Annotated in this window: 22 protein-coding genes; 11 read left to right on the top strand and 11 right to left on the bottom strand. The window is 66.9% G+C overall.

Annotated features, from left to right (window positions below; all coding sequences use genetic code 11):
• From A5697_RS16590 to A5697_RS16570, 5 genes are all read left to right on the top strand, one after another.
• Window positions 1-1,440 (top strand): MMPL family transporter (locus tag A5697_RS16590; RefSeq protein ID WP_156673332.1); only part of this gene is annotated, 1,440 nt, incomplete at its 5' end.
• A gap of 72 nt (window positions 1,441-1,512) precedes the next feature.
• Entirely contained in the window at window positions 1,513-2,613 is a 1,101-nt protein-coding gene (gene pe, locus A5697_RS16585; RefSeq protein ID WP_067944290.1) for an acyltransferase PE, read from the top strand.
• Window positions 2,614-2,688: 75 nt separating this feature from the next.
• On the top strand, window positions 2,689-3,747 hold the full coding sequence (locus A5697_RS16580) for a dihydrodipicolinate reductase (RefSeq protein WP_067944274.1): 1,059 nt from the start codon (window positions 2,689-2,691) through the stop codon (window positions 3,745-3,747).
• A 171-nt stretch (window positions 3,748-3,918) separates the two neighbouring features.
• Window positions 3,919-4,386, top strand: coding sequence for an MmpS family transport accessory protein (locus tag A5697_RS16575; RefSeq protein ID WP_197501034.1), 468 nt, complete (start codon window positions 3,919-3,921; stop codon window positions 4,384-4,386).
• Window positions 4,383-7,283, top strand: a complete 2,901-nt coding sequence (locus tag A5697_RS16570) for an RND family transporter (protein WP_067944272.1) — start codon at window positions 4,383-4,385, stop codon at window positions 7,281-7,283. Before A5697_RS16575 ends, A5697_RS16570 begins: the two co-directional genes overlap by 4 nt.
• Here the strand turns inward: A5697_RS16570 and A5697_RS16565 are convergent.
• The 10 genes from A5697_RS16565 to A5697_RS16520 all read right to left on the bottom strand — a co-directional run bounded on the left by A5697_RS16565 (window position 7,280) and on the right by A5697_RS16520 (window position 18,111).
• The gene (locus A5697_RS16565; protein ID WP_068011418.1) at window positions 7,280-8,110 is read right to left on the bottom strand and encodes a DegV family protein; all 831 of its coding nucleotides are present in this window, start codon (window positions 8,108-8,110) and stop codon (window positions 7,280-7,282) included. The two genes, A5697_RS16570 and A5697_RS16565, sit on opposite strands and share 4 nt — an antisense overlap.
• Entirely contained in the window at window positions 8,107-8,844 is a 738-nt protein-coding gene (octT, locus tag A5697_RS16560; RefSeq protein ID WP_067944267.1) for a diglucosylglycerate octanoyltransferase, read from the bottom strand. Before octT ends, A5697_RS16565 begins: the two co-directional genes overlap by 4 nt.
• Entirely contained in the window at window positions 8,834-9,508 is a 675-nt protein-coding gene (gene gpgP / locus A5697_RS16555; protein ID WP_068011417.1) for a glucosyl-3-phosphoglycerate phosphatase, read from the bottom strand. The genes octT and gpgP overlap by 11 nt, the downstream gene beginning before the upstream one ends.
• Window positions 9,505-9,894: a ribosome silencing factor gene (rsfS, locus tag A5697_RS16550; RefSeq protein ID WP_067944263.1), complete on the bottom strand. Its 390-nt coding sequence runs from the start codon at window positions 9,892-9,894 to the stop codon at window positions 9,505-9,507. The genes gpgP and rsfS overlap by 4 nt, the downstream gene beginning before the upstream one ends.
• Window positions 9,891-10,544 carry a nicotinate-nucleotide adenylyltransferase gene (gene nadD / locus A5697_RS16545; protein ID WP_255395923.1) on the bottom strand — a complete coding sequence of 218 codons (654 nt, stop codon included), beginning with the start codon at window positions 10,542-10,544 and terminating at the stop codon, window positions 9,891-9,893. Before nadD ends, rsfS begins: the two co-directional genes overlap by 4 nt.
• A gap of 138 nt (window positions 10,545-10,682) precedes the next feature.
• Window positions 10,683-12,128 (bottom strand): VWA domain-containing protein, encoded by a 1,446-nt coding sequence (locus tag A5697_RS16540; protein WP_067944260.1) that lies wholly within the window; start codon window positions 12,126-12,128, stop codon window positions 10,683-10,685.
• A gap of 10 nt (window positions 12,129-12,138) precedes the next feature.
• The gene (locus tag A5697_RS16535) at window positions 12,139-13,014 is read right to left on the bottom strand and encodes a MoxR family ATPase (protein WP_067203379.1); all 876 of its coding nucleotides are present in this window, start codon (window positions 13,012-13,014) and stop codon (window positions 12,139-12,141) included.
• Between the two features lie 34 nt (window positions 13,015-13,048).
• The gene (locus A5697_RS16530; RefSeq protein WP_067944259.1) at window positions 13,049-14,332 is read right to left on the bottom strand and encodes a glutamate-5-semialdehyde dehydrogenase; all 1,284 of its coding nucleotides are present in this window, start codon (window positions 14,330-14,332) and stop codon (window positions 13,049-13,051) included.
• 105 nt (window positions 14,333-14,437) lie between these two features.
• Complete coding sequence (locus A5697_RS16525; RefSeq protein ID WP_068011416.1) at window positions 14,438-15,883, bottom strand: mechanosensitive ion channel domain-containing protein; 1,446 nt, start codon at window positions 15,881-15,883, stop codon at window positions 14,438-14,440.
• On the bottom strand, window positions 15,880-18,111 hold the full coding sequence (locus A5697_RS16520) for an adenylate/guanylate cyclase domain-containing protein (RefSeq protein WP_068011415.1): 2,232 nt from the start codon (window positions 18,109-18,111) through the stop codon (window positions 15,880-15,882). The genes A5697_RS16525 and A5697_RS16520 overlap by 4 nt, the downstream gene beginning before the upstream one ends.
• Window positions 18,112-18,258: 147 nt before the next feature.
• On the opposite strand from A5697_RS16520, the gene A5697_RS16515 reads away from it, so the two are divergent.
• Complete coding sequence (locus A5697_RS16515) at window positions 18,259-19,137, top strand: PfkB family carbohydrate kinase (protein WP_068011414.1); 879 nt, start codon at window positions 18,259-18,261, stop codon at window positions 19,135-19,137.
• Here the strand turns inward: A5697_RS16515 and A5697_RS16510 are convergent.
• Window positions 19,134-19,943, bottom strand: coding sequence for a GntR family transcriptional regulator (locus A5697_RS16510; RefSeq protein WP_067944283.1), 810 nt, complete (start codon window positions 19,941-19,943; stop codon window positions 19,134-19,136). The two genes, A5697_RS16515 and A5697_RS16510, sit on opposite strands and share 4 nt — an antisense overlap.
• Before the next feature lie 88 nt (window positions 19,944-20,031).
• Between A5697_RS16510 and A5697_RS16505 the strand changes: the two genes are divergently transcribed.
• The 5 genes from A5697_RS16505 to A5697_RS16485 are packed head-to-tail and all read left to right on the top strand — an operon-like array spanning window position 20,032 to window position 24,689.
• Entirely contained in the window at window positions 20,032-21,453 is a 1,422-nt protein-coding gene (locus tag A5697_RS16505) for an MmgE/PrpD family protein (RefSeq protein ID WP_068011413.1), read from the top strand.
• Between the two features lie 11 nt (window positions 21,454-21,464).
• Entirely contained in the window at window positions 21,465-22,349 is an 885-nt protein-coding gene (locus A5697_RS16500; RefSeq protein ID WP_067944250.1) for an oxaloacetate decarboxylase, read from the top strand.
• Window positions 22,340-23,587, top strand: coding sequence for an aconitase/3-isopropylmalate dehydratase large subunit family protein (locus A5697_RS16495; protein ID WP_068011412.1), 1,248 nt, complete (start codon window positions 22,340-22,342; stop codon window positions 23,585-23,587). The genes A5697_RS16500 and A5697_RS16495 overlap by 10 nt, the downstream gene beginning before the upstream one ends.
• A complete protein-coding gene (locus tag A5697_RS16490) occupies window positions 23,584-24,144 on the top strand; it encodes a 3-isopropylmalate dehydratase (RefSeq protein WP_067944246.1) in 561 nt (186 codons plus the stop codon). The genes A5697_RS16495 and A5697_RS16490 overlap by 4 nt, the downstream gene beginning before the upstream one ends.
• A complete protein-coding gene (locus tag A5697_RS16485) occupies window positions 24,141-24,689 on the top strand; it encodes a YbhB/YbcL family Raf kinase inhibitor-like protein (RefSeq protein ID WP_067944244.1) in 549 nt (182 codons plus the stop codon). The genes A5697_RS16490 and A5697_RS16485 overlap by 4 nt, the downstream gene beginning before the upstream one ends.
• Window positions 24,690-24,753 lie beyond the last annotated feature (64 nt).

Genomic DNA, 24,753 nt, shown 5'->3' with positions numbered 1-24,753 from the left:
CAGGTCAACCAGATGGTCGCCGGGATGCAAGGCCTGACAGAGGCTTTCACTTCGATGAGGACCCAATACGGCGGCGACAAGTTGGTCAAGGAGGTCGTCACCGCCGCCAAGCTCGTCAGCAGCATCAACTCCCTCGGCCATACCATCGGCATCAACTTCGCCGCCGTCAAGGACATGTTCGCCTGGGTTGCCCCGGTGCTGGCGGCGCTCGAGGGCAACCAGGTTTGCGATGCCGATCCCTCCTGCAGCGCCACCCGAGCCCAATTCGAGCGCGTGGTCAACGCGCGTGGTGACGGAAGCCTCGACCAGATCAATGATCTGGCGGGACAACTCCAGGCTTTCCAAGACCGGCAGACCCTCAACGCGTCGGTGGATCACCTCCGCGGCGCGCTCGCCAACTTCGTCAAGGCGCTGCATGCCATGGGTCTGGACCAGCCCGGTGGCCTGCAGGCCGACCTGAACCACCTGCAACAAGGCGCTGACCGGTTCGCCAGCGGAAGCCGGCAAGTGGCTGACGGGGTGGACCAACTCGTCGACCAGATCAAACAGATGGGCACGGGGCTCGGCGAGGCGTCGGCGTTCCTCCTCACGCTGAAACGCGACGCGGCCGAACCGTCGATGGCGGGGTTCAACGTTCCGGCGCAGCTGCTGCACATGGAAGAGTTCAAGAAGGCCGCCAAGGCGTTCATTTCGCCCGATGGGCATTCGGTGCGGTATTTGGTGCAGACCAAACTCAACCCGTTCAGCGCCGAGGCGATGGATCAGGTCAGTGCGATCAGCGATACCGCCCGCGGAGCCCAACCGAATACGTCATTGGCGGATGCGTCGATATCGATGGTCGGATATCCGGTCACGCTGCGGGACACGCGAGACTTTTATGAACACGACATCAAGTTCATCATTGTCGTCACCATCATCGTCGTGCTGATGACGCTGGTCGCGCTGCTGCGTGCGGTCGTCGCGCCGCTGTATCTGGTCGCTTCCGTCGTTATTTCGTACTTGTCGGCGGTAGGTATCGGCGTCCTGACGTTTCAATTCCTACTGGGCCAGCAATTGCATTGGAGCGTCCCACCATTGGCCTTCGTGGTATTGGTCGCCGTCGGAGCCGATTACAATATGCTTTTCGTCTCGCGAATGCGTGACGAATCCCCGCACAGTATGCGTTACGGCGTCATTCGCGCGTTGAGTTCGACCGGCGGCGTGATCACCGCGGCGGGTTTGATCTTCGCCGCCTCGATGTGGGGCCTGGTGTTTTCCAGCATCGGCACCGTCGTCCAGGGTGGCTTCGTGATCGGGTTCGGAATCTTGCTCGACACCTTTCTGGTCCGCACCATAACGGTTCCCGCGTTGGCTACGCTGGTCGGGCGGGCCAGCTGGTGGCCGTCACGACCGGGAGCGCGGCGGTCGCGATCCCGCTCACCGGCCGGAAGCGCGGACTAATACCCGTCAGCCGCGAGGCCGACGAGCGATATGCGACACTACGAGACCAAGTCGGGCAGGCGGGACGTGGCGATGCAGAAACTACTCGCAGGGGCTACCGCTGTGGTAACCCTCGGCGTCACAGGATATTTCGGCCTCGGGATGGCGGCGGCCGATGACGCGCCAGGCGACCGTACGCCCGGTGACGGCACCGCGTACGCCCTGGGCGGCGCTCACGTTCCGGGCATTCCCTACGACGAGTACGGCAGGCGCCTGGGTGCCGGCTGGTTTCCCAGCCTGAAGCGAGAAATCGTGGCCTACCCGGCCGGGCAGGTCCAGGGCCACGTGCTCGAACGGCTCTTTCCGGGGATTGGCCGGCTGGATGAAGCCTTCCCGGGGCTAGGCGTGGACGGCCCCAGCGTCGGCGAGTCGGTCGCCGTCGGGACCGAAAACCTGGATGCGGCGATCCGCAGGGGTGGGCCCGGAGCCGCCATCGGCCTGTCCGAGGGTTCGCTCGTGGTTGACGCCGAGCAGGCCAGGCTCGCGAACGATCCGACCGCTCCCCCACCAAACCAATTGGTGTTCAGCACATTTGGCAACCCGGTCGGGCATCACGCCTTCGGCGAGAGCTTCCTGACCTCCTTCTTTCCGGTCGGCGCCGTCGTTCCCGCAATGGACTACCGCATACCGCCCCCCGTGGAAAGCCAATACGACACCAAGGCCTTCGTCGCCGCATACGACATGATCGCCGACTTTCCGGACCGGCCGGACAACCTGTTAGCGCTGGCCAACACGCTGGTGGGCGAAGCAACCGGTCATACCGCCGTCGCGTTCACCGACCCGAGCATGGTGCCGCCGCAGAACATCAGGACGACCGTCAACTCCAGGGGCGCGAAGACAACGACGTATCTGATCCCCGAAAGGCACCTCCCGCTGGTACTGCCCCTGGGCTACCTGGGCGTGCCGGAAGACGTGCTGAACCAACTCGACGCGGAGTTGACCCCGATGGTGAACGCGGGCTACTCGCGCAACGACGACCCGCTCACCGCTCCGCTTCAAGTGGATCCGGTGCGGGGCTTCGACCCCGCGGCCGTGATCGCACCGGCCAGTCAGGCCACCTTCGGCGGGGGCGGCGATCCCTTTTCGCAGCTGATGTCCAGCGCCATGGCCGCGCTGAACCCCGGCAACCGCTGACCTTCAAGGGTGTAGACACGCCCGGGCGCACGGCGGCGATAATGACCCAAATCCGCCCACGTCAAAGGAGACGCGATGAGCAAGCCCCCGACGGACCGCCCCCTGCGCGTCATCCAGTGGACGACCGGAAACATCGGGCGGCGTTCGCTGCATGCCATCATCGGCAGGCCGGACATGGAATTGGTCGGGGTGTACGCGCACGGGGCGGACAAGGTCGGCGTGGATGCCGCCGAACTGGCCGGGTGGCCGGAACCGACCGGCGTGCGCGCGACGAACGACATCGACGCGCTCCTCGCCCTGGGCGCCGACGCGTGCTGCTATAACCCGTTGTGGCCCAACATCGATGAGCTGGTGCGCTTGCTGGAAGCGGGCGTCAACGTGTGTTCCAGCGCGGCCTGGATTACCGGCGGCAAGCAGACGCCCGCGGACCGCGAACGCATCGCGGATGCGTGCAAACGAGGCGGTTCGACGATCTTCGGCAGCGGCGCGCACCCGGGCATGACGAACATGGTGGGCATGGTGCTCAGCGGCGCGTGCGAACGCGTCGACGAAATCCGGATCACCGAGTCGGTGGATTGCTCCACCTACGAATCAGCGGAAACGCAGACGGCGATGGGCTTCTCGCAGGATCCCGAAACTCCGGGGCTGGCGGAAAGCGTGCGGCGCGAAAGCGAGGTCTTCGCCGAATCGGCCGCCATGATGGCCGACGCGATCGGGGCGAAGCTGGACCGGATGACCTTCGACGTGACCTTCACCGCGGCCACCGGGGATTCGGATCTGGGCTTCATGACAATCCCCGCGGGAACGGTCGGCGGTGTCTATGGATACCACCGCGGCTGGCAGGGCGACCGCAACGTGGTCAGCGTGGGGTTCAACTGGACCATGGGCAATCATGTGGTGCCGCCCAAGCCGCTGGAGCACGGCCACGTCATCCAGGTGTACGGGCTGCCCAACATGCGGACCGTGCTGCACTGCCTGCCGCCGAAGGATTGGACGGAACCCGGCTTCATGGGGTTGGGAATGATCTACACGGCGATGCCGGTGACCAATGCGGTCCCGGCTGTGGTCGCGGCCGAGCCCGGGATCGTGACGCTTGCCGATTTGCCGCCGGTCACCGGCCGGGTGGCCCGGTAAGGGCCCGAACCATATGCGGTTCGCCACATCGGAGGCACCCGGAGGAACGCTTGCGTGCACTAAGGTTTAGAGTGCTTAGCTGAGCAAATTGTCGAGGGACATCGGTGTCGTCGGCGACGTAGGTGAGCTTTGCGGCAGCGCCGGGGTGGCGGTAATGCGGAAGGCGGTCAGGTGGTGGCTAGTCCAGAATCGGGTCCACGTACCGGCACCGTAACCCGCGTCCTGAAACGGGTGTGGATACCGCTGCTTTTGGTGGTGGTCTTGGCCCTTTCGGCGTTGATCGTGTCGCGGCTCCACAAGATTTTCGGCTCGCAGGATCTCAACGCGAACGCCGGCAAGGGGATCGAAATCGTGCAGTTCAACCCGAAGGTCGTGGTGTACGACATCACGGGGCCGCCCGGGGCCACCGCCAACATCAACTACTGGGACGAGAACGCCAACACCCATCAGGTCAACGCGGCGCCGCTGCCGTGGTCGACCACCATCTCGACCACCTTGCCCTCGGTGAGCGCCAACATCATGGCGCAGAGCGACAGCGGTGAGATCAGCTGCAAGATCACCGTCGACGGCGTCGTGCGCGAACAGCGGAGTTCCGACGGCCACAACGCGCAGACCTTCTGCCTGGTGAAGTCCGCATGAGCAACGCGAGCAACGAGACCCAGCGCGACGTGAGCGCGGCCGACACCGGCCCCATCAACGTCAAGGGCCTGTCCAAGGCCGAGCGGGGCCACCGCCCGTACCTGCCGCATGCGATCCGGATCTTTGCGGTGCCGATCATTTTGGTTTGGTTGTTCGTCACGGTCCTGGTGAATGTCATCGTTCCGACACTGGAAAAAGTTGGTGAGGCTCACTCGGCGCCGATGACCCCGCTGGATGCGCCGTCGATGAAGGCGATGATGCGCCTGGGCCACAACTTCCACGAATTCGATTCCAACAGCACGGTAATGATCGTGCTGGAGGGCCAGCAACCGCTCGGCCCCGACGCGCACCAGTACTACGACAAGCTGATTCGGCAACTCCGCCAGGATCCCAAGCACATTCAGCACATTCAGGACTTCTGGGGCGACCGGCTGACGGCCGCGGGCGCGCAGAGCGCCGACGCCAAGAGCGCCTACGTGCAGGTGAACCTCGCCGGTAACCAGGGCACGACGCTGGCCAACGAATCGGTGGACTCGGTGCGCAAGGTGATCGAGGAGAACAAGGCGCCACCCGGCGTGAAGGCCTACGTCACGGGCCCCGCCGCGCTGTCCGACGATATGCACATCATCGGTAACGCCAGCCTGGCCAAGATCACGCTGTTCACCCTGGGCGCCATCGCGATCATGTTGCTGCTGGTCTACCGGTCGATCGTCACCACGCTGGTCCAGCTGTTCATGACCTTTGTCGCCCTGGCGTGTTCGCGGGGGGTGGTCGCGGTTCTCGCGTACCACAACGCATTCGGGCTCACCACCTTCGCCGCCAACATCCTCACCATGTTGGCGATCGCCGCGGGGACGGACTACGGCATCTTCCTGATCGGCCGCTATCAGGAGGCGCTGGCCGCGGGCGAGGACCGAGAAACCGCGTACTACACCACATTCAAGGGCGTCGCCCCGGTCGTGTTGGGGTCGGGCCTGACGATCGCGGGCGCGACCTATTGCCTCAGTTTCTCGCGGCTACCGTGGTTCAACACCATGGGGGCGCCCGTGGCGATCGGCATGATTGTCGTGGTGCTGGCCGGCGTCACGCTGGGGCCCGCGGTGGTCTTCGTCGGCAGCCGCTTCCACCTGTTCGAGCGGCAGGCCAAGCGTGGCCGGCTGTGGCGCCGGGTGGGTACCGCCGTAGTACGTTGGCCGGCAGCGGTTTTGGCCGTGAGCGCCGCGGTCGTGCTGGTCGGCATGATCGCCCTGCCGAGCTTCCACACGAGCTACAACGACCGCCATTACCTGCCGTTGTCGGCCCCGTCCAACCAAGGACAAGAGGCCGCGAACCGGCATTTCTCCGAGGCACGGATGAACCCCGACCTGTTGATGGTCGAATCCGACCACGACATGCGAAACCCGGCCGACATGCTGGTGCTGGACCGGGTGGCGAAAAACGAGATGCGCACGCTGGGCATCGCCATGGTCCAGGACATCACCCGGCCGCTGGGCATTCCGATCCAGCACAGCTCGATACCGTTTCAGAACAGCGTCCAGAGTCAGACGACGATGCAGAACATGAGCTTCCTCAAGGAGCGCATCGCCGACATCCTCCGGATGGCCGACGATCTGCAGACCCAGATCGACACCACGCAACGCCAATACGAGGTGTCACAGGACCTGGCCAACGCCGCGGACGACAGCGCGAAGACCACGGCGGTGACGTCGCAGATCACCGATTCCCTGCGTGATCACATCGCGGATTTCGACGACACCTTCCGGCCGGTACGCTCCTACTTCTACTGGGAGCGGCACTGCTACGACATTCCCGTGTGCATCGGGTTGCGGTCCCTGTTCGACACGTTCGACGGGTTCGACCAGCTCGCCGAGCAGTTCCATTACCTGACGACCGATATCGCCCACACCGCCAAAGCCTCACGCGACCTGACCGCGCTCTTTCCCACGCTGATCACCACGCTGAAGACCACCAGGGGCATCACGCTCACCCTGTATCAGACGTTCAAGGCGATGATCGACCAGATGGAGGCGATGAGCAACACCGCGATCGTGATGGGTCAAAGCTTCGACGCATCGAAGAACGACGACTTCTTCTACCTGCCGCCCGAGGCCTTCGACAACCCGGATTTCCAGACCGGCCTTCGGATGTTCTTGTCGCCGGATGGAAAGTCGGCGCGGTTCTTCATCACGCATCAAGGCGATCCGATGTCGCCGGAGGGCATCGCGCAAGTCGACGCCGAACGCACCGCCGCGCAGGAGGGTCTCAAGCAATCGTCGCTGTCCGACGCCCGGGTCTACCTGGGCGGAACCGCCGCGACGTTCAAGGACATGGCCGACGGCGAGAAATACGACTTGATGATCGCCGTGGTGTCCGCCCTGACGTTGATCTTCATGATCATGCTGATACTTACCCGCAGCGTGGTGGCCGCGCTGGTGATCGTGGGCACCGCGGCCAGCTCGATCGCGGCGTCGTTCGGCCTCTCGGTGCTGATTTGGCAGGACCTGTTCGGCATCAGGATCCACTGGATCGTGATGGCGCTGTCGGTCATCATCCTGCTGGCCGTCGGGTCCGACTACAACCTGTTGCTGGTCTCCCGGTTCAAAGAAGAGATCCATGCCGGCCTCAAGACGGGAATCATCCGGTCGATGGCGGGTACCGGCGGCGTCGTGACGGCGGCGGGTCTGGTGTTCGCGTTCACCATGGCGGCCATGTTGGGCAGCGACTTGCGGGTGCTGGGTCAGTTCGGTTCGACGGTGTGCATCGGTCTGCTGCTCGACACGCTGGTGGTGCGCACGTTGCTGATGCCGTCCATCGCGACGCTGCTGGGACGGTGGTTCTGGTGGCCGCAGGTGGTACACCCTCGCGGCGACAACGCCCGGCGCCCGGTGCCCGCTTAAGTCGGCAGCTGCACGACGACCGCGACGGCTCCGGCACCGACGTGCAACGCCAGCACCGGCCCCAGCGGGGTGATGATCGCCGGCTCGCAGGCCGGTAGTCTGCGCGCCAGCTCGGCCGCCACTTCCTTGGCGCCGTCCGGGTTGGCGACGTGATGCACCGCCAGCGCGGCCGGACTGTCGCCGACGACCCCGCAGACCCGGTCGATCATCGCCTCCGTCGCGTGGGTGACGGTGCGTACCCGTTGGGCCAGAACGAGTTTGCCGTCGTCGATGCGCAGCAGCGGCTTGAGTGCCAGCGCGGTGCCCAGCCATGCCTTGGCGCCGCCGATCCGCCCACTGCGGCGCAGGTTGTCCAGCCGGTGCACCACCATGAACGCGTGGCTTTGTCGTACGGCCGCGGTCGCCGCGGCGGCGACGGCGTCGAGGTCACCGCCGGCGGCAGCGGCCCGCGCGGCGGCCAACGCGATGAAGCCCGTGCCCATGGCGGTCGACTTCGAGTCGACGACCCGTACGTGGGCGTCCAGGTCGGCCGCGGTCCGCTCCGCCGCGCCGCAGGTGCCCGACAGTGCGGACGAAATGTGCACCGCCACCACGCCGTCCCCGCCGCTGTCGGCCAGCGCCTGCTGGTAGGCGTCGGCCAGTTCGGCCGGCGTGGCCGCCGCGGTGGTCGCGTGACGCTTGTAGATGTCTTCGGGGATCTGGTCCACACCGTCGCGCAAATCGACGCCGTCGAGCAGAATGTGCAGCGGCACAACCCGTATCGCCCACTGCTCCAGCAAATCGGCCGGCAAGCGCGCCGACGCGTCGGTCACCACCATGACGGTCACGGGCGTGGCTTCTCTGTCACTACGCCGGCTTCGGCGAGCGCCTTCAGCATCAGCTCGGCAACCGCCTGGTGCGCTTCGAAATTCCAGTGAATGCCGTCGGGATTTCCTCGTCCACTCATGATGTGCTCGGCGACAGCCGCTTTGAGGTCGACTAGGGGAACGTCATGGGTTTGCGCCCACTCGGTGATCGCCGCGGCGGTCGCCGGGCGGCCATGGTGGGCCCTGCCGTAGGTGTCGGCGATGTGCACCGACGGCAGCGAGGCCACGACCGGGATGCCCGGGCGGTTGAAATCGATTGCGCTGCGAGTCTGTTCGAGATAGTCGGCGCTCAGGCGCGCAGGCAGCGCGGACCGGGCCACCGGCGAGAGCCTGGGCTGCAGCCAGCCGTATCCGTCACGTACCCAGCGCCGCACTCGCGGCGGGCGGACGTAGCGGATCAGTTCGCGCAGCGCGGTCGGCAGCACCGACGGCAGCGAATCCATGCCGCCGGTCGCGAAAATGACGGCGCCGGCCCTGGGCAGCGCTGCCCAGGCACGCGGGTCTTGGGTCGCCGCCCACCAGATGTCGCGGCAGGTCCAGCCGATGCGACCAATGAGTTCCACATCCCAACCCAATTGCGCGGCAACGATATTGGGCCAGATGCGCGGATCGTCGGCGGGCAGGCCGCCGGTCGGCCCGTAGTAGGCCAGCGAGTCGGCGAAGATCAGCAGGGTGGGCCGTGCATCAGAGGACATCGTTGGACACCTGCGCCGAAGCGTTCCACACATCGAGGCGCCAGCGGATGCTCTCGAAAGCCGCCCCCGAGTCGTCCGAATGGCCGGAAAGCTGCACCCAGCTGGCATTGCCCATGCCGCCCAGCGTCGGCCAGTTGGCGACCGGAAGCCTCAGCAGCGCGGCAGACAGCGCGGCGATCAGCCCGCCGTGGGCCACCAGCACCACCGGCCGATCGGCGTGCTGGGGTCCACCCCATTCCGGCTCACCGCAGACCAGTTCGGTAACCAACGGCACGCTGCGGGCGGCGACGTCGACCCGGCTTTCGCCACCATGGGGCGCCCAGGTGGCGTCTTCGCGCCAGGCCAGCCGGGCACCAGGGGCCTGCATGTCGACCTCGGTGTGCGTCACTCCCTGCCAGTCGCCGAGGTGGGTTTCCCTCAACCGCGGATCCACCCGGATCGGCAGGCCGGTCCGCTCCCCGAGCCGGATCGCCGTGTCGTACGCGCGATGCAGATCCGACGACACGATAAGCAATGGCTGTAGCTTGCCGAGCACCTCGGCGGCGGCGATCGCTTGCGCCCGACCGAGCTCACTGAGTTGGGAATCCAGTTGCCCCTGCATGCGGCTGCCTGCGTTGAACTCAGTTTGCCCGTGCCGCAACATGATCAGGCGGCGAATCGTCATTGCGTGCCCGCCGAGTCGTCGGGAACCGCGGCCAGATCCACCGGCACGACCGGGCAGTCACCCCACAACCGGTCCAGGGCATAGAAGTCGCGGTCGTCCTGGTGCTGGATGTGCACGACGATGTCGCGGTAGTCCAGCAGCGTCCAGCGGCCCTCCCGGGTGCCCTCCCGGCGCGCCGGCTTGTAGCCCGCCCTGCGCATCTTCTCCTCGACCTCGTCGACGATGGCATTGACCTGCCGCTCGTTGGACGCCGAGGCGATGACGAAGCAGTCGGTGATCACCAGTTGGCCGGACACGTCGATCACGACGACATCGTCGGCCAGTTTCGAGGCGGCCGCGCCGGCGGCCACGGTCGCCATGTCGATCGCCTCCTGCGTGGCGGTCATGTGTTCTTCCCGGCGGGCAGGGTCGATCGGCTCACGGTGTCCTTCGATTGTTCGCCGCGATAGAGCCGGCGCTTGGAGACGTACTGCACGACGCCGTCGGGCATCAGGTACCACAGTGGCCGATGTTGTTCGGCGCGCAAACGGCAGTCGGTCGACGAGATCGCCAGCGCCGGGATCTCAACGAGCGTCAGCACGTCCTCCGCCAGCTCGCCCAGCACGCCGGTGATGTGTTCGCGGCGCAGCTCGTAGCCGGGCCGGCTGACGCCGACGAACCGCGCCAGCTCGAAGAGCTCCTCCCAGCCCTGCCAGGACAGGATCGAAGCGAGCGCGTCGGCCCCGGTGATGAAGTACAGCTGCGAATCGGGGTTGAGGGCGTGCAGGTCCCGCAGCGTGTCCTTGGTGTAGGTGGGCCCGGCACGGTCGACGTCGACCCGGCTCACCGAGAAGCGCGGGTTGGACGCGGTGGCGATCACCGTCATCAGGTATCGGTCCTCGGCAGCGGAGACGTGGCGGTCCTTCTGCCAGGGCTGACCGCTGGGCACGAACACCACTTCGTCGAGGTCGAACAGGTCGGCGACCTCACTCGCGGCAACCAGGTGTCCGTAATGGATGGGATCAAACGTCCCGCCCATCACTCCCAGCCTGCGCAGCTGCTTTTGCACGATTTGCCAGCTTACTTGAGGCGGCGATCCGGCCTGATTCCTCAGTCCGCGGGCCGGCCCGCATCCCGGGACCTCCGGCGAGCGTCACACCGGCGCCCGAGCGTGACGCAGGGACGAAGAACGTCCTCAGACCGGCAGCAGCTGGTCGATCACGGCGGCGAGCTGCTTGGCCGACCGGCATTCATGCATCGTGATGACTTCTTGGTAGCGCGGCACCGCCGAGTCGCCGCTGCCCCACAGGTGCTTGGGCTCGGGATTCAGCCAGTGCGCGTGCCGGCTGGCGGTCACCATGTGGGCCAGCAGCTCGGTCTCCGGATTGCGGTAGTTGGTGCGGCCGTCACCGAGCACCAGCAGCGAGCTGCGCGGCGAAAGGACGTTGGGGAACGCCTGCACGAACGACGCGAAGGCGTTGCCGTAGTCGGAATGCCCGTCGCGGCTGTACACGCCGGCCTCCCGCGTGATCCGCTGGATCGCCACGGCCAGGTCGGCTTCGGGCCCGAACATGTGGGTCACCTCGTCGGTGGTGTCGATGAACGCGAACACCCTGACCCGCGAGAACTGTTGGCGCAGCGCGTGTACCAGCAGCAGGGTGAAGTGGCTGAACCCGGCGACGGAACCGGACACGTCACACAGCACCACCAGCTCCGGTCGCGCCGGACGGGGTTTGGCCAGCACCACGTCGATCGGCACGCCGCCGGTGGACATCGACTTGCGCAGCGTCTTGCGCAGGTCGATCACGCCGGCGCGGCTGCGCCGCCGCCGGGCCGCGAGCCGGGTGGCCAGGGTCCGGGCCAGCGGCGCCACCACCCGTTGCATCTGGCGCAGCTGTTCGCCGGAGGCGCGCAGAAACTCGACGTTCTCGGAAAGCTGTGGGATGCCGTACATCTGGACGTGGTCACGGCCCAGCTGCTCGGCGGTCCGTCGCTTGGTCTCGGCGTCGACCATCTTGCGCAGTTGCGTGATCCGCTGCGCCGCCATGGCTTTGGCGATCTGTTCCTGGGTGGGCGTGGGTTCGTCGCCGTACGGGGCGAGCAGCCCCGCCAGCAGCTTGCCCTCCAATTCGTCCAGGGCCATCGCCTTGAGCGCCTGGTACGACGAGAACGACGGGCCGCGGCTGGAACTGTATTTGCCGTAGGCCTCCACGATGCGCGCGATCATCGCGACCAGCCGCTCGTCCATGCCGGCAAGGTCGGGGTTCTCGGTGAGCAGATCCAGCAGCATCTGGCGCATCGCCTCGACGTCGTCGGGCGGCAAGGAGTCGCCCGACGTCGCGTCGGCCTCCTCGTCGGTCACCACCGCGCGTGTGCCCAGCGCCGCGGGGAACCACAGGTCGAACATGGCGTCGTAGGTCTCGCGGTGTTCGGGACGCCGCAGCACGGCGCAGGCGATGCCCTCGCGTAACACCTCACGGTCGCCCAAACCCAGCGTGGCCATCACCCGGCCGGCGTCCACCGTCTCGGATGGGCCAACCGAAATGCCAACTCCGCGAAGTGCTTCCACGAAACCCACCAGGTGCCCGGGCAGCCCGTGCGGGGCGAGCGGCCGGGTGGGGCGGATGCGGCGGGGGGCCATCGGTGCGTCCCTAGTTCAACCGGAGCTCGCCGGTTGCGCGCTGCTGGTCGGACTGATGCTTGAGGACCACGCCCAGGGTGGCGGCGACGACGGAGTCGTCGATGGTGTCCAGGCCCAGCGCGAGCAGCGTGCGTCCCCAGTCGATCGTCTCGGCGACTGACGGGAGCTTCTTGAGTTGCATGCCGCGCAGCACGCCGATGATGCGCACCAACTCATCGGCGAGATGCTGCGGCAGCTCCGGCACCCGCGACAACAGGATGCGGCGCTCCAATTCGGGACTGGGAAAGTCGATGTGCAGGAACAGGCACCGACGCTTGAGGGCCTCCGACAGTTCGCGGGTGGCGTTGGAGGTCAACACCACGAACGGCGTCCGCTCCGCGGTGATCGTGCCCAGTTCCGGGACGGTCACGGCGAAGTCGGACAACACCTCGAGCAGCAGGCCCTCGATTTCGATGTCGGCCTTGTCGGTTTCGTCGATCAACAGAACCGTGGGCTCGGTGCGCCGGATGGCGGTCAGCAGCGGGCGCTGCAGCAGGAACTCCTCGCTGAACACGTCGTCCTTCGTCTGGTCCCAGTCACCGGAGCCCGCCTGGATGCGCAGGATCTGCTTGGCGTGGTTCCATTCGTAGAGCGCGCGCGCCTCGTCCACGCCCTCGTAGCACTGCAACCGGACGAGTCCGGAACCGGTCGCCTGGGCGACGGCGCGGGCCAGCTCGGTCTTGCCCACCCCGGCGGGGCCCTCCACCAGCAGCGGCTTGCCCAGCCGGTCGGCCAGGAACACCGCGGTCGCGGTGGCGGTGTCGGGCAGGTAACCGGTCTCGGCCAACCGTCGCGAGACGTCGTCGATGTCGGCGAACAGCGGCTTGGGCCGGGCGGGCACGCTCACTATGTCGGTTCTCCTAAAGCACTTTTCGTCGCGGTCAGGCTGGACGGATCTGCCCGTCGCCCCACGCGATCCACTTGGTCGAGGTCAATTCCGGCAGCCCCATGGGGCCCCGCGCATGCAATTTCTGGGTGGAGATGCCGATTTCGGCGCCGAAACCGAACTGCTCACCGTCCGTGAACGCCGTCGACGCGTTGATCATCACTGCGGCGGCGTCGACGCCGTCGCTAAACCGTTGCGCCGCAGCCATATTGCTGGTGACGATGGCCTCGGTATGCCCGGTGCCGTACTCGTTGATGTGGGCGATCGCGGCATCGATGCCGTCCACCACCGCGACCGCGATGTCCATCGACAGGTACTCGCGGCGCAGGTCGTCCTCCCCCGCATCCGCCGAGGATCCGCCGTGCACGGTCACGCCAGCGTCCTCCAGGGCGGCCACCAACCGGGGCAGCGCCTTCTTGGCGATGGTGGCATCGACCAACAGCGTCTCGGCGGCGTTGCAGACGCTGGGCCGACGGGTCTTGGAGTTCAGCAGGATCCGTTCCGCGACGTCCAGGTCGGCGCCTTCGTGGACGTAGACGTGGCAGTTGCCCACGCCGGTTTCGATGGTGGGCACCTGCGCGTCGCGAACCACCGCGTTGATCAGACTGGCTCCCCCGCGCGGAATCACCACGTCGACCAGGCCGCGGGCCTGGATCAGGTGCGTAACCGTGGCGCGATCGGCGGCCGAAAGCAGTTGCACCGCATCGGCGGGGAGGTCCTCGCTGACCAGCGAAGCGCGCAGCACCTGCACCAGCGCCTGGTTGGACCGCGCGGCGGAGGAACTTCCGCGCAGCAACACGGCGTTGCCCGACTTGAGCGCCAGACCGAAGGCGTCGACGGTGACGTTGGGCCGGCCTTCGTAGATCATGCCGACGACGCCGAGCGGCACGCGCTGCTGGCGCAGATGCAATCCGTTCGGCAGCGTGTAGCCGCGCAGCACCTCGCCGACCGGGTCGGGCAACCCGGCGACCTGACGCAGGCCGGCGGCGATTCCCTCGACCCGTTTGGGGTCCAGCGCCAGCCGGTCGAGCATGGCGGTCGGGGTGCCGGCAGCCTCGGCGGCGCGGAGGTCTTCGGCATTGGCCGACAGGATCAAGTCGGTGTGGGACGCTACCGCGTCGGCGGCCGACCGCAGCGCCTGGTCCTTGGCGACCGTCGGGAGCAACGCCAGGACGCGGGAGGCGACGCGGGCGCGGCGAGCGGCATTGTGCACCTCCCGGCGCAAGTCAGACTCCCGCTGTTGAGCCCCACCGCTGAGGAATGGTGCTTGCAGACTCATTGAACCAGGGTATCGGGCCTTAACCGGCCAGGTGAGGCGGCCCGGGTATTACGGCTTCCGTCCCGCGCGTAACGCGCCGACTATCAAGTCGCGGTCTCCGGCGGGTCAGCGGAGCGTTTTTGCCGCCGCCGGCGCCCCGATGCGGCTCAGGCTGATCCGTTCACGGTGCGTCACCTGTCGCACCTTGGCTTGTCGCTCCTCGATGAGTCGTCCTAAGTCTTGGAGCAGCAACGGCTTACGCATCACCAGATGCTCGAGGTGCTCGCGATCGATCTGCAGCGCCGTCACCTCGTCCAGCGCGTACGCGCCGGCGAGGTTGGGCTGGCGGGTCAGCGCGGTCAGGCCCAGGAACGATCCCTCGTCCAGGGTGGTGACCGGCACCACCGAGCCGTCGTCGGTCGTCGCCGTCAAGCGCACCCGGCCGGCCACCAGGAAGGTCATGCCGGGCGAGACCTGGCCTGCGGATTCGAGGATTTCGTCGGCGCCGTAGCGGACGAGCTTCGCGTACGGGACGAGCGATTGCTGATCGGTATGGCTCAGCCGCAACGCCGGCGCGACGACCGTGCGTAAGGCTTTTTCCACGCGTTGTTTGGTGGAGTAGTTGTCGTCGGCACCGTCGAGATGCAGGCGCGCCCGCCGCGCCGCATACCAAACCCAGCGCAGGAAGGTCGCTTCGGTGGCTTCGGCGTCGGCGGGGGACGCCAACCGGATGGTCGTGCGGTACTGGGCGCCGCCCAAGGAGACTGCGGTGGGCAACATTCCGGGTCTGCGGGCCGGCAACGCCGCAGCGACCCGCGTGAGCATCTCGCACACCTTGTCCGGGGAATCGCCGGGCGCGAACTTGGTTGTGATCGCGCAGTCGTACGCGCGCGACGGGCGACTGAGGTTGGTGAACGAGGTGCTGGCGAGCATCGAGTTGGGCATGATGCGGATGCCGCTGCCCGTGTCGATGTGCACGGACCGCCAGTTCACTTCGACGACACGCCCTCGCGCGGTCCCGGTGTCCAGCCACTCATCGATCCGGAATGGCTGCTCGAACAGCACGAACAACCCGGACACCACCTGGCCGACGGAGTTCTGCAGCATCAGGCCGATGACAACCGAGGTGACGCCGAGCGCGGTGAACAGGCCACCGATCCGGACGCCCCAGATCATTGACAGCATGACCGCCAGGCCGACGCCGATGACTCCGAAGCGGGCGACATCGATGAAGATGGCGGGCAGCCGTTTGCGCCAGCTTTTGTCGGGCGCGCCCTCGAACACGGTGGCGTTCAGCGCGGACAAGACCAGCACGAGCACCAGCAGGCCGAACAGCGTGGTGAGGATCCGCACCGAGCCGTCTTTGGCGGGCACCTGCGAAGCCTCGACGAGCAGCAGCAACAACGCGCCCAGCGGCAGCAGGTAGTTGCGCAGCAGGCTGACCTGCCGGGCCAGCTGGCTGTCTCGGCGGACCAGCGTGCGGTGCAGCTCGGTAAGCAGGATCAAGGCAATCGGGAATCCGACCGCTACGCCGATGGCCCAGTAGAACCACGATGAGTCGAACAGGTTCATGATCGCTCCGACAACCGGTAGATCTCCTGGTCGGTTCCGCTGACCGAAATGGTGCCGGCCGGCGTGAACTGCCGCACGTCCCGCATCGCCTCGTACACCTGGGAGGTGACGTAGATGCCCGATTGGTTTGCGCCGCTTTGCATCCGGTAGGCAAGGCTGACCGCGGCGCCCCACATGTCGTAGACGAGCCCCGAGCGACCCACCAGTCCGCTGATGACGTCACCGGTGCTGATGCCCACTCGAAGGCGCAGCTGGTGGCCGGTCTGGCCGTTGAACCTATCGATGATTTGGCGCATTTCGATGGCAAAGTCGACGCTGCGGTGGATGCTGTCCAGGCGCCGCGTGACCACACCGCAGCTGGCGAGATAGCCGTTGTGGAAGGTGCGAATCCGCTCGACGCCCAGAGATTCGGCCGCCGAATCGAACTGCCGGAACAGTTCGTCGACCATCCCGACGAGCTCGTCGCCGGATACATCCACGGAAACTTCGTCGAGCCCGACGATTTCGGCGAAGATGACGGCCACGCCCTGGTGTTCCAGCGCGATGGTCTCCTGCCCCTCGCGATATCGCTGAACAACGGACTCGGGCATCAGCGCCAGCAACAGGCGGTCGTTCTCCCGGCGCTGCTCGTTGAGAAGTTCCTCCTTGATTGCCAGGCTGCGACTCATTTCGTTGAAAGCCGCGGTCAGGTCGCCGATCTCGTCGTGGGTGGTGACCGGGATGTTGACCTCGTAGTTGCCGGAGCTGATCTTCTGCGTGCCGGCCTGCAGCCGACGGATCGGCCGCAACATCAGCTGGGCCAGCACCATCGACGCGACGCAGATGGCGAAGATCATGATCGCCACCGCCAGCACCACCGTCCTGCTGAACCTGCCCAGGCGCGCGAAAGCGTCGGAGTTGTCCCGTGTCGCCAGGATCGACCAGTGCAGATCGGAGTTCGGCACGATCAGCGGCGCGTAGGCCTCCAGCTCCCGGTTGCCCAGATAGTCGGTGGCGCTGATTACTCCGGTCTGCCCACGTTGGGCGGCGCGAAGACCCGCGGTGGGCACCGGCTGGACGAGGGTCGTGCCACCCAGCCGGATCGCTTCGTCGACAACGTCGGGCGGGGTGCCCGATGCCACCGCCTCGCGCCGGTATTCAGCCGGATCCTCCAGAAAAAGCCTTGAGTCGGAACGCATCAGGTTGTCGGCTCCGGCGAGGTAAGTCTCGGTCGACGGGCCCATTCCCGCGGCATCCCAGTGTTTGTCGGCGGTCATGATCCTGTTGATCTTCGAGATCGGCAGTGGCAGGGCCATGACGCCGTTGAATTTTCCGTTCATTCCCACCAGCGACACCGCCCAGGCCGTGGGGGTGTCGAGCTCCGGCTGGTACGGCTGGAAGTCGGTGATCCAGACGAAGCTGAGATCGTTTGAGCGCAAAGCCTTTTGGTAGGCATCGCGCAACTTGGATTCCCGGTAAGGCCCGGTCAGAATGTTGGTGCCCAAGTCCGGGCCCTTGTTCACCGAATAGACGACGTTGCCCTGCATGTCCAGCAACAGCGCATCGGGGTACTCGAAGCGGGTGACGATCTCGCGCATGTAGAAGCCGTAGCGAGCGTTGGCCGCCGACCACGCGCTGCCGTCGCCGGCGTCGTCAACCTTCCTCGCCTCGGAGATCGAATGGTAAGGCGCGGTGTAGTAGGCCTGAAGGTACTTCTGCGCGTTGGAACTCGGCAGGATCGCGTTGCGATCGAGATCTTCACCGGTGATCCGTTTGATCGGCTTGATCATGTTGTCGTCGTAGTAGTTGAAGATCGCCTGCTGCTGCGCCGGGTTGATCGTCGCATTGGACAATTGGGCGAATCCATCGGTGAACGCCGTCGTCGCTTCGACGATGCTGAAGCCGCCGCTGTAGACGATCAGGGAGTTGGTCACCTCCCTGAAGAGCGACTGCACCTGCCGCGCCTGGGACTCGCGCAGTTCGGTGAGTCGCTCGGATTCGACTTGGCGCAGGGCGTTGCGGCCCGACGACGCCCCGATGAAGCCGATCACCCCGATAGAGAGGATGCTGCAGAGGAGCAGCGTCAGCAAGAGCTTGGATTGCAGGCCGATCCGGAAAAGCCGACGGCGGCGAAACTTACGGGTCTTGCGAGGCTCGCCTTCCTCAATGGCGGCCGCAGCCTGGTCCGAAGCGTGTTCGGGTGCGGTCTTGGAAGCCGGCTCAGCGTTTTGCAGCTCGCTCGATGTCACTCGACTTCGCCCTTCCTCGGACACGCAGCATCGCTCACGCAGCACATTAGCGCGCGTGTCTCAAGATATGGGCGATTGCGCCAAAGCACTCGACGTGGAGAATCCTGTGCATTCGTGCACCACGGAAGCGCGACTAACGTCAACTTAATGGCCCGAGTCTGTGTGGTCGGCAGCGTGAACATGGACCTGTCGCTCCGCGTCGATGCCCTCCCCTCTCCCGGCGAGACGGTGCTGGCGTCGTCGCTGACCTACGCTCCGGGCGGCAAGGGCGGTAACCAGGCGGTGGCGGCGGCGCGCGCGGGCGCACGGGTGCAATTCGTCGGCGCGATCGGCGATGACCCGGCCGCCGCGGAATTGCGCGCCCACCTGCTGGGCAACGGCGTCAGCCTGGACGCCACCGCCGAAACGCCCGGACCGAGCGGCACGGCGATCGTGGTCGTCGACGCCCACGCCGAGAACACCATCGTGGTCGCGCCGGGCGCCAACGGCCGGCTGGCGCTGGACGCCGCCGCCGCGCGAAGCGTCATCGCAGGCTGTGATGTGTTATTGACGCAGTTGGAAATTCCGGTGCAAGCCGCGGTGGTTGCGGCGCAGCAGGCCCGTTCGGTCGGGGCGGTCGTCATCGTCAACGCCTCGCCGGCCGGCGGAGACCGGGGCTCGCTGGCCGACCTGGCGGCCGCGGCCGACGTGGTGATTGCCAACGAAGCCGAGTCCGACGAATGGCCTTGGCGCCCAACACACTTGGTGACCACACTGGGTGCGCGCGGCGTCCGGTACGTGGGCGTCGACGGCGACTTTCTGGTGCCCGCCCCCGCGGTAGCCGCGGTGGACACCACCGGGGCCGGCGACGTGTTCGCGGGGGTGCTGGCCGGCAGCTGGCCGCCCCATCCCGGATCGCCCGCCCAGCGGCTGCGCGCGTTGCAGCGCGCCTGTGCCGCGGGCGCGCTGGCGACGCTGCTGCCGGGCGCAGGTAACTGCGCACCGGACGCCGAAGCGATCGACGCGGCGCTGCGCGACGCCCGCTAGCCGATGCGTCCGCCCACGTCGTGGGCGATCCTCAGGCCGTCGCCGGTCTCCATCTCCTCGGCCGTCTGGCTGAGCAGGACGCGGCTACGGCTCGGCGACAGCACGGTCGAAACGTAGTGATGCGGCGCCTCGGCCACGAACGCCAAGCGGTTGACGCGCAGCAGCGCGGCGCCGATGGCCGTGCCGAGCAGGTGCGCGTGGCGCGGTCCGGCGATCTCGGCCGTGATCTCGTGCAGCACACGGTCCACGACGACGCCCTCGTCGGATAGCAGCTCGTAAAGCGGCCTGCGCCGCAACTCCCGTTCGGTCAGTACGTCGGCCCATTCCGGCGGCAGCCAGGCTTCGGTCACCATCAACGGCTCATCAGTGCGGCGTTGGCGCCGCACCCGCACGATCTGCAGCAGCTCGCCGGAACTTTCCAACGCCTCCCCGATGGCCCTCGGTGGACGGCGTTTTCCCAGCTCGACGACGTCGACCTTGGTTTCGAATTGCGTCTGTCGCAACCCCTGCATGAAGGAACGCCCGGCCGCCAAAACACCCGAGACGTCCGCTCGTCCGTGCGGCCGTACGAACGACCCGACGCCGTGCCTGCGCTCGATGTACCCCTGCTCGGCCAGGTCCGCCAGCGCCCGGCGCACGGTGATGCGCGATACGCCGAACTGATCGCACAGGGTCTGCTCGGTGGGCAATGCGTCGCCCGCGGCGATGACGCCACGGTCGATCTCGTCGTGCAGCACCAAGAACAGCTGCCGGTGCAGCGGCACCCCGGCCGCCGCCGAGACCGGCCCACCCTCGCCTTGCTGCATGGTGGTCAATGCTTCCACACGGCCCCCTTGCGTAGCCCGATCGGTTGTTATATGTATATAACAACCACTCATTGGCCAGGGAGATTCGATGAACACGCCGGCCGCCACCGACCCGGACGGGCCGACGGGGCGGCTCGCCACCTGGGTCGCCGGCCTCACGCTCGACGACGTCCCGCGTCCCGTCCTCGACCGTGCGAAACACCTGCTCCTCGATGGCATCGGCTGCGCGCTGGTAGGGGCGCAACTACCGTGGTCACGCACCGCGACCGACGCCGTCCTCGCGCTGGAAGGCGCCGGCGACACCGTCGTCATCGGCACCGGACGCACCACGGGGGCGCCTGCCGCGGCGATACTCAACGGCACCTTCATTCAGGGCTTCGAGCTCGACGACTTTCACCCGCTTGCCCCGCTGCACAGCTGCTCGTTGTTGATTCCCGCCCTGCTGTCGACGGCGTCCACGCGGCCGCACCCCTCGACGGGCGCCGACCTGTTGCTGGCCGCGGTCGCCGGCTTCGAGGTGGGCCCGCGCGTCGGCTACACGCTGCACGGCACCCAGATGCTCGACCGCGGCTGGCACTCGGGCTCGGTTTTCGGCACGCATGCCGCGGCGATGGCGTCCGGAAAGTTACGCGGGCTGCCGCCGGCGCAATTGGAGGACGCCCTCGGTCTGGCCGGCACGCAGTCGGCGGGTCTGATGGCCGCCCAGTACGAGGCCATGAGCAAGCGCATGCACCACGGCTTGGCGGCGCGCAACGGCTTCTACGCGGCGGGGCTGGCGGCGGCCGGTTACACCGGCATCAAGCGGGTTTTCGAGCGCGAATACGGCGGGTTTCTCAGTGTTTTCGGCGAGGGCCACGACCCCGACGCCGCGCCGCTGACCGGCGAACTCGGCCAGCGATGGGAGACCACCATGATCATGGTCAAGTCCTACGCCGCGATGGGTGGGGTGCACGCCGCGATCGACGCCGCCCGTCGGGTGCGTGAATCCGTTGCATCCCAGGGCATTTCGAAGATCGACATCACCGTCGGCGAGACCATCTACAAGCACGGTTGGTGGCAACCGGAGAGACCGCTGACCGCGATCGGCGCCCAGATGAACATCGGCTATGCGACCGCCGCGGCACTGCTCGACGGCAACGTGCTGCCCGAACAGTTCACCGCCGCCCGCCTCGATTCCGACGACATCTGGTCGCTCATCGCGGCGACGACGGTGCACCTGGACGAATCGCTCACCCACGCCGATTTCACCGAAAAATTTCGTACCGACGTCGCGGTGACCACCCGGGACGGCGCGGTCCATCGCGCCCGCGTGGCCTTGCCGCACGGCGCGCCCAACGACCCCGTCACCAACGACGAACTCGTCGACAAGTTCCACTCGCTCGCCGACCGGGTCACCAGCCGGTCGCGCGCCGAAGCCATCGAGCGGGCGGTGGTCAATCTCGACGGCCTCGACGACGTCGAGCGACTGACGGATCTGCTCGCGGCCTCGGTCGCGGGCGCCCTGGACTAAAGGAGAGAGTCATGCCCACTACCGCGGCGCGGCAACGGCTGAAGGACTTGCTCGGTGCCCGCGAACTCATCGTCGCGCCAGGCGTTTTCGACGGAATCTCCGCGCACCTGACGAAACGCACCGGCCACACCGCGGCCTACATGACCGGCGCAGGCGTGGCGGCCTCGGGCTTCGGCTTACCCGACATCGGGCTGGTCACCGCGACCGAGATGGCCGGCAGGGTCGCGATGATCACCGAAGCGTTGGGTGACATCCCCCTGATCGCCGACGCCGACACCGGCTACGGCGCGCCCATGAACGTGGTGCGCACCGTTCGCTCGTACGACGCGGCGGGAGTGGCCGCGATTCAGTTGGAGGACCAGGTCTTTCCGAAACGTTGCGGCCACCTGCCCGACAAGCAGGTGGTGGATGTGGCGGTGTTCGAACAGACTCTGGCCGCCGCGCTGGACGCCCGCTCCGATGACAACCTGCTGGTGGTGGCGCGCACCGACGCGCGGGCGCCCCTAGGCCTGGACGCTGCCATCGAACGCGCCAACCGGTACGCGCAGGCAGGCGCGGACATCGTCTTCGTCGAGGCGCCGCAGGACGACGGTGAGATCGAGCGCATCGCGCGCGAGGTCGACGCTCCCCTGCTGATCAATTTGGTGCTGGGTGGCCTCACGCCGCTGCAGTCGGCCTCGCGGCTGCAAGAGTTGGGCTACGCCATCGCGATCCATCCGAGCACCCTGTTGATGCAGGCGACTTTTGGTATGTTGCAAAGCCTTTGCGAACTGAACGGCACCGACATCGCCGGCCACCTGCCCAGCACACCCGCCGATTTCTTCAACATGGTGGGAATGGCCGACTGGCTGGAGCGCGACGCCCGCTACGCCCGCAAGGACCCCTCATGGGCATGACGATCATCGAGAAGATCTTCGCCCGCAAGGCCGGTCTGGATGTGGTGTCCGCGGGTGACACGGTCGTGGTCGACGTCGACATGACCGTGCTCATCGATTTGCAGTTCGCCACGATGTGGATTACGCCCAACCGGATCCATGACCCCGACAAGCTGGCGGTCGTCATGGACCACGCAGTGCCCGCACCGACAATCAAGGACGCCGCGGGCGGTCCGCGGGCCCGCGAATTCGTCGCCGATTTCGGCATCCAACGGTTCTATGACGTCGGCCGGCACGGCATCTGCCACCAGGTGATCGCCGAGAACGGGCTGGCGCGACCCGGAGAAGTCTTGGCCTGCACCGACTCTCACACCTGCGCGGCGGGCGCCTACAACACCGCCGCGCGGGGCCTCGGGCCCGCGGAGATCTATTCGATCATGTGCACCGGCATGACATGGTTTCAGGTCGCGCCCACGATCCGATATGAGCTCGAGGGCGCCAAGCCGGAGACCGTCAGCGGAAAAGACATCTTCTTGCATATCGCCAACGAGTACGGCGATGCGCCGAACCGCAACCTGGAATTCGGCGGCACGGGCCTGGCCGGCATCCCGATGCATGACCGGCGCACCGTGGCGACCCAGTGCGCCGAGGTTTCCGCCGACTTCGCCACGTTCGAGCCCGACGAGGTATTGACCTCGTTTCTCGAGGACCGTGGCGTCACCGAATACCGTGCCGTTACGCCGGATTCCGATGCCGCATACCAAGAGATCCGCCGCGTCGATTTGGCGACGCTGGAGCCCTACGTGGCGCGGCCGGGAACGGTCAGCCGCAATGGTCTGCCCGTCTCCCAGCTGGACCGCCGCAAGGTCGACCAGGCCTTCATCGGCTCGTGCGCGAACGGACAGCTCGAAGACCTCGCGATCGCCGCACGGGTGGTGCGCGGCAAGACCGTCGCGCCCGGGGTGCGCCTGTTGGTCACGCCCGCCTCTCAGGCGGTGTACCGGGACGCCATGCGGCTGGGGTACCTGCAGGATCTGGCCGACGCGGGTGCGGTCATCACCAACTCCACCTGCGGCGCCTGTTTCGGCTACCACATGGGCGTGGTCGGTCCCGGGGAGGTATGCATCACCTCGAGCACACGTAACTTCACCGGACGCATGGGCAGCACCGAGGCCGAGATCTTCATGGCATCACCGGCGACCGTCGCCGCGTCGGCAATCACCGGCTACATCACCGACCCGAGGAGTGTGACGGCATGACCGTGCAGTTTCGCGGCAAGGTCTGGCTGTTCGGAGACAACCTCAACACCGACGCCATGTACCCGGCCTTCGCGATGAAGATGGATCCGTCGGAGGCGGCCAGGCACATTTTCTACGAGGTTCGCCCGGGTTGGACCGACGAGGTGTCCCCGGGTGACATCGTGGTGGCGGGCAAGAACTTCGGTCTCGGATCCTCGCGGCCGGTGGCGGCCCTCTTCGTCGAGCTCGGCGTCGCGGGACTGGTCGCCGAGGAATTCAACTCCTTGTTCTTTCGCAATGCCGTCAACGCCGGCCTTCCGGCCATGACCGTGCCCGATGCCACCAGCGTTTTCCACGAAGGCGACACGGCCACCTTCGACCTGACCGGGGGCACCTGGCGCAACGACACCACGGGTGCGTCCGGACGCGTTCCCAAACTCCCCGGGCTCATCCTGGACATCATCGAAAGCGGCGGCGTGCTGCCGCGGTTGGTGGAGCAGGGTTATCTTCCCAGCGAATTGGGCGATCTCCTGCGGTCGCCCACCGTCGCGATTCGCGGCGCGGGCAGCGGCGCATGACGGCGCTGCCGGGCCGGCTGCTGCGCCGCGTCCGCGCCGGCGCGCACCGAAGTCCCCTTGCCGGGCCGGCGTTCGATGCGCCCGCCGCCATCAGCCTCAGCAGCACCGCTTTCACCGATGGCGGCGGGATGCCGACCTCCAGCGCGGGCAAGGGCGTCGGGGACAATGTCTCGCCACCCTTGCGGTGGAGCGCGCCGCCGCCGGGGACCCGGCAGCTGGTGCTCATCGTCGACGACGTCGACGTGCCGCTGCCCCGCCCGCTGTTGCACACCGTCGCCGTGATCGAGCCGACGCTGGACGGCCTCGAGGCCGGCGGCTTGCAACCGCATGCGGCAGGCGTCCGGTGCCTGCGGGCGGATCTGGGCCATCGCGGCTACGCCGGGCCGCGTCCGATCCCCGGCCACGGCCCGCACCACTACCGATTCCACGTGTTCGCGATCGACCGGGCCGTGCCGGACAGCATCGCCACGGCCAAGGCGCTGCTGGCCGCGATCCGTGGGCACGTGCTGGCCCGCGGCGCGCTGACCGGAACCTACGAACGCTGAGGCGGCGGGCCGACGCGACCCTCCTGGCCTGCGCTTGGCAGTGATTGGCAGCGTCTGGCGTCGA

The sequence above is a fragment of the Mycobacterium sp. E3251 genome, assembly GCF_001666835.1.
Taxonomy (GTDB): domain Bacteria; phylum Actinomycetota; class Actinomycetes; order Mycobacteriales; family Mycobacteriaceae; genus Mycobacterium.
Note: the sequence above shows the minus strand (reverse complement) of the source record. Positions and strands in the feature narration are given on the sequence as shown.

Coding starts and splice junctions, on each gene's coding strand:
- pe (WP_067944290.1), top strand. CDS start 1,513: ATGCAGAAACTACTCGCAGGGGCTACCGCTGTGGTAACCCTCGGCGTC.
- A5697_RS16580 (WP_067944274.1), top strand. CDS start 2,689: ATGAGCAAGCCCCCGACGGACCGCCCCCTGCGCGTCATCCAGTGGACG.
- A5697_RS16570 (WP_067944272.1), top strand. CDS start 4,383: ATGAGCAACGCGAGCAACGAGACCCAGCGCGACGTGAGCGCGGCCGAC.
- octT (WP_067944267.1), bottom strand. CDS start 8,844: ATGTCCTCTGATGCACGGCCCACCCTGCTGATCTTCGCCGACTCGCTG.
- gpgP (WP_068011417.1), bottom strand. CDS start 9,508: ATGACGATTCGCCGCCTGATCATGTTGCGGCACGGGCAAACTGAGTTC.
- rsfS (WP_067944263.1), bottom strand. CDS start 9,894: ATGACCGCCACGCAGGAGGCGATCGACATGGCGACCGTGGCCGCCGGC.
- A5697_RS16540 (WP_067944260.1), bottom strand. CDS start 12,128: ATGGCCCCCCGCCGCATCCGCCCCACCCGGCCGCTCGCCCCGCACGGG.
- A5697_RS16530 (WP_067944259.1), bottom strand. CDS start 14,332: ATGAGTCTGCAAGCACCATTCCTCAGCGGTGGGGCTCAACAGCGGGAG.
- A5697_RS16525 (WP_068011416.1), bottom strand. CDS start 15,883: ATGAACCTGTTCGACTCATCGTGGTTCTACTGGGCCATCGGCGTAGCG.
- A5697_RS16515 (WP_068011414.1), top strand. CDS start 18,259: ATGGCCCGAGTCTGTGTGGTCGGCAGCGTGAACATGGACCTGTCGCTC.
- A5697_RS16510 (WP_067944283.1), bottom strand. CDS start 19,943: ATGCAGCAAGGCGAGGGTGGGCCGGTCTCGGCGGCGGCCGGGGTGCCG.
- A5697_RS16505 (WP_068011413.1), top strand. CDS start 20,032: ATGAACACGCCGGCCGCCACCGACCCGGACGGGCCGACGGGGCGGCTC.
- A5697_RS16500 (WP_067944250.1), top strand. CDS start 21,465: ATGCCCACTACCGCGGCGCGGCAACGGCTGAAGGACTTGCTCGGTGCC.
- A5697_RS16495 (WP_068011412.1), top strand. CDS start 22,340: ATGGGCATGACGATCATCGAGAAGATCTTCGCCCGCAAGGCCGGTCTG.
- A5697_RS16490 (WP_067944246.1), top strand. CDS start 23,584: ATGACCGTGCAGTTTCGCGGCAAGGTCTGGCTGTTCGGAGACAACCTC.
- A5697_RS16485 (WP_067944244.1), top strand. CDS start 24,141: ATGACGGCGCTGCCGGGCCGGCTGCTGCGCCGCGTCCGCGCCGGCGCG.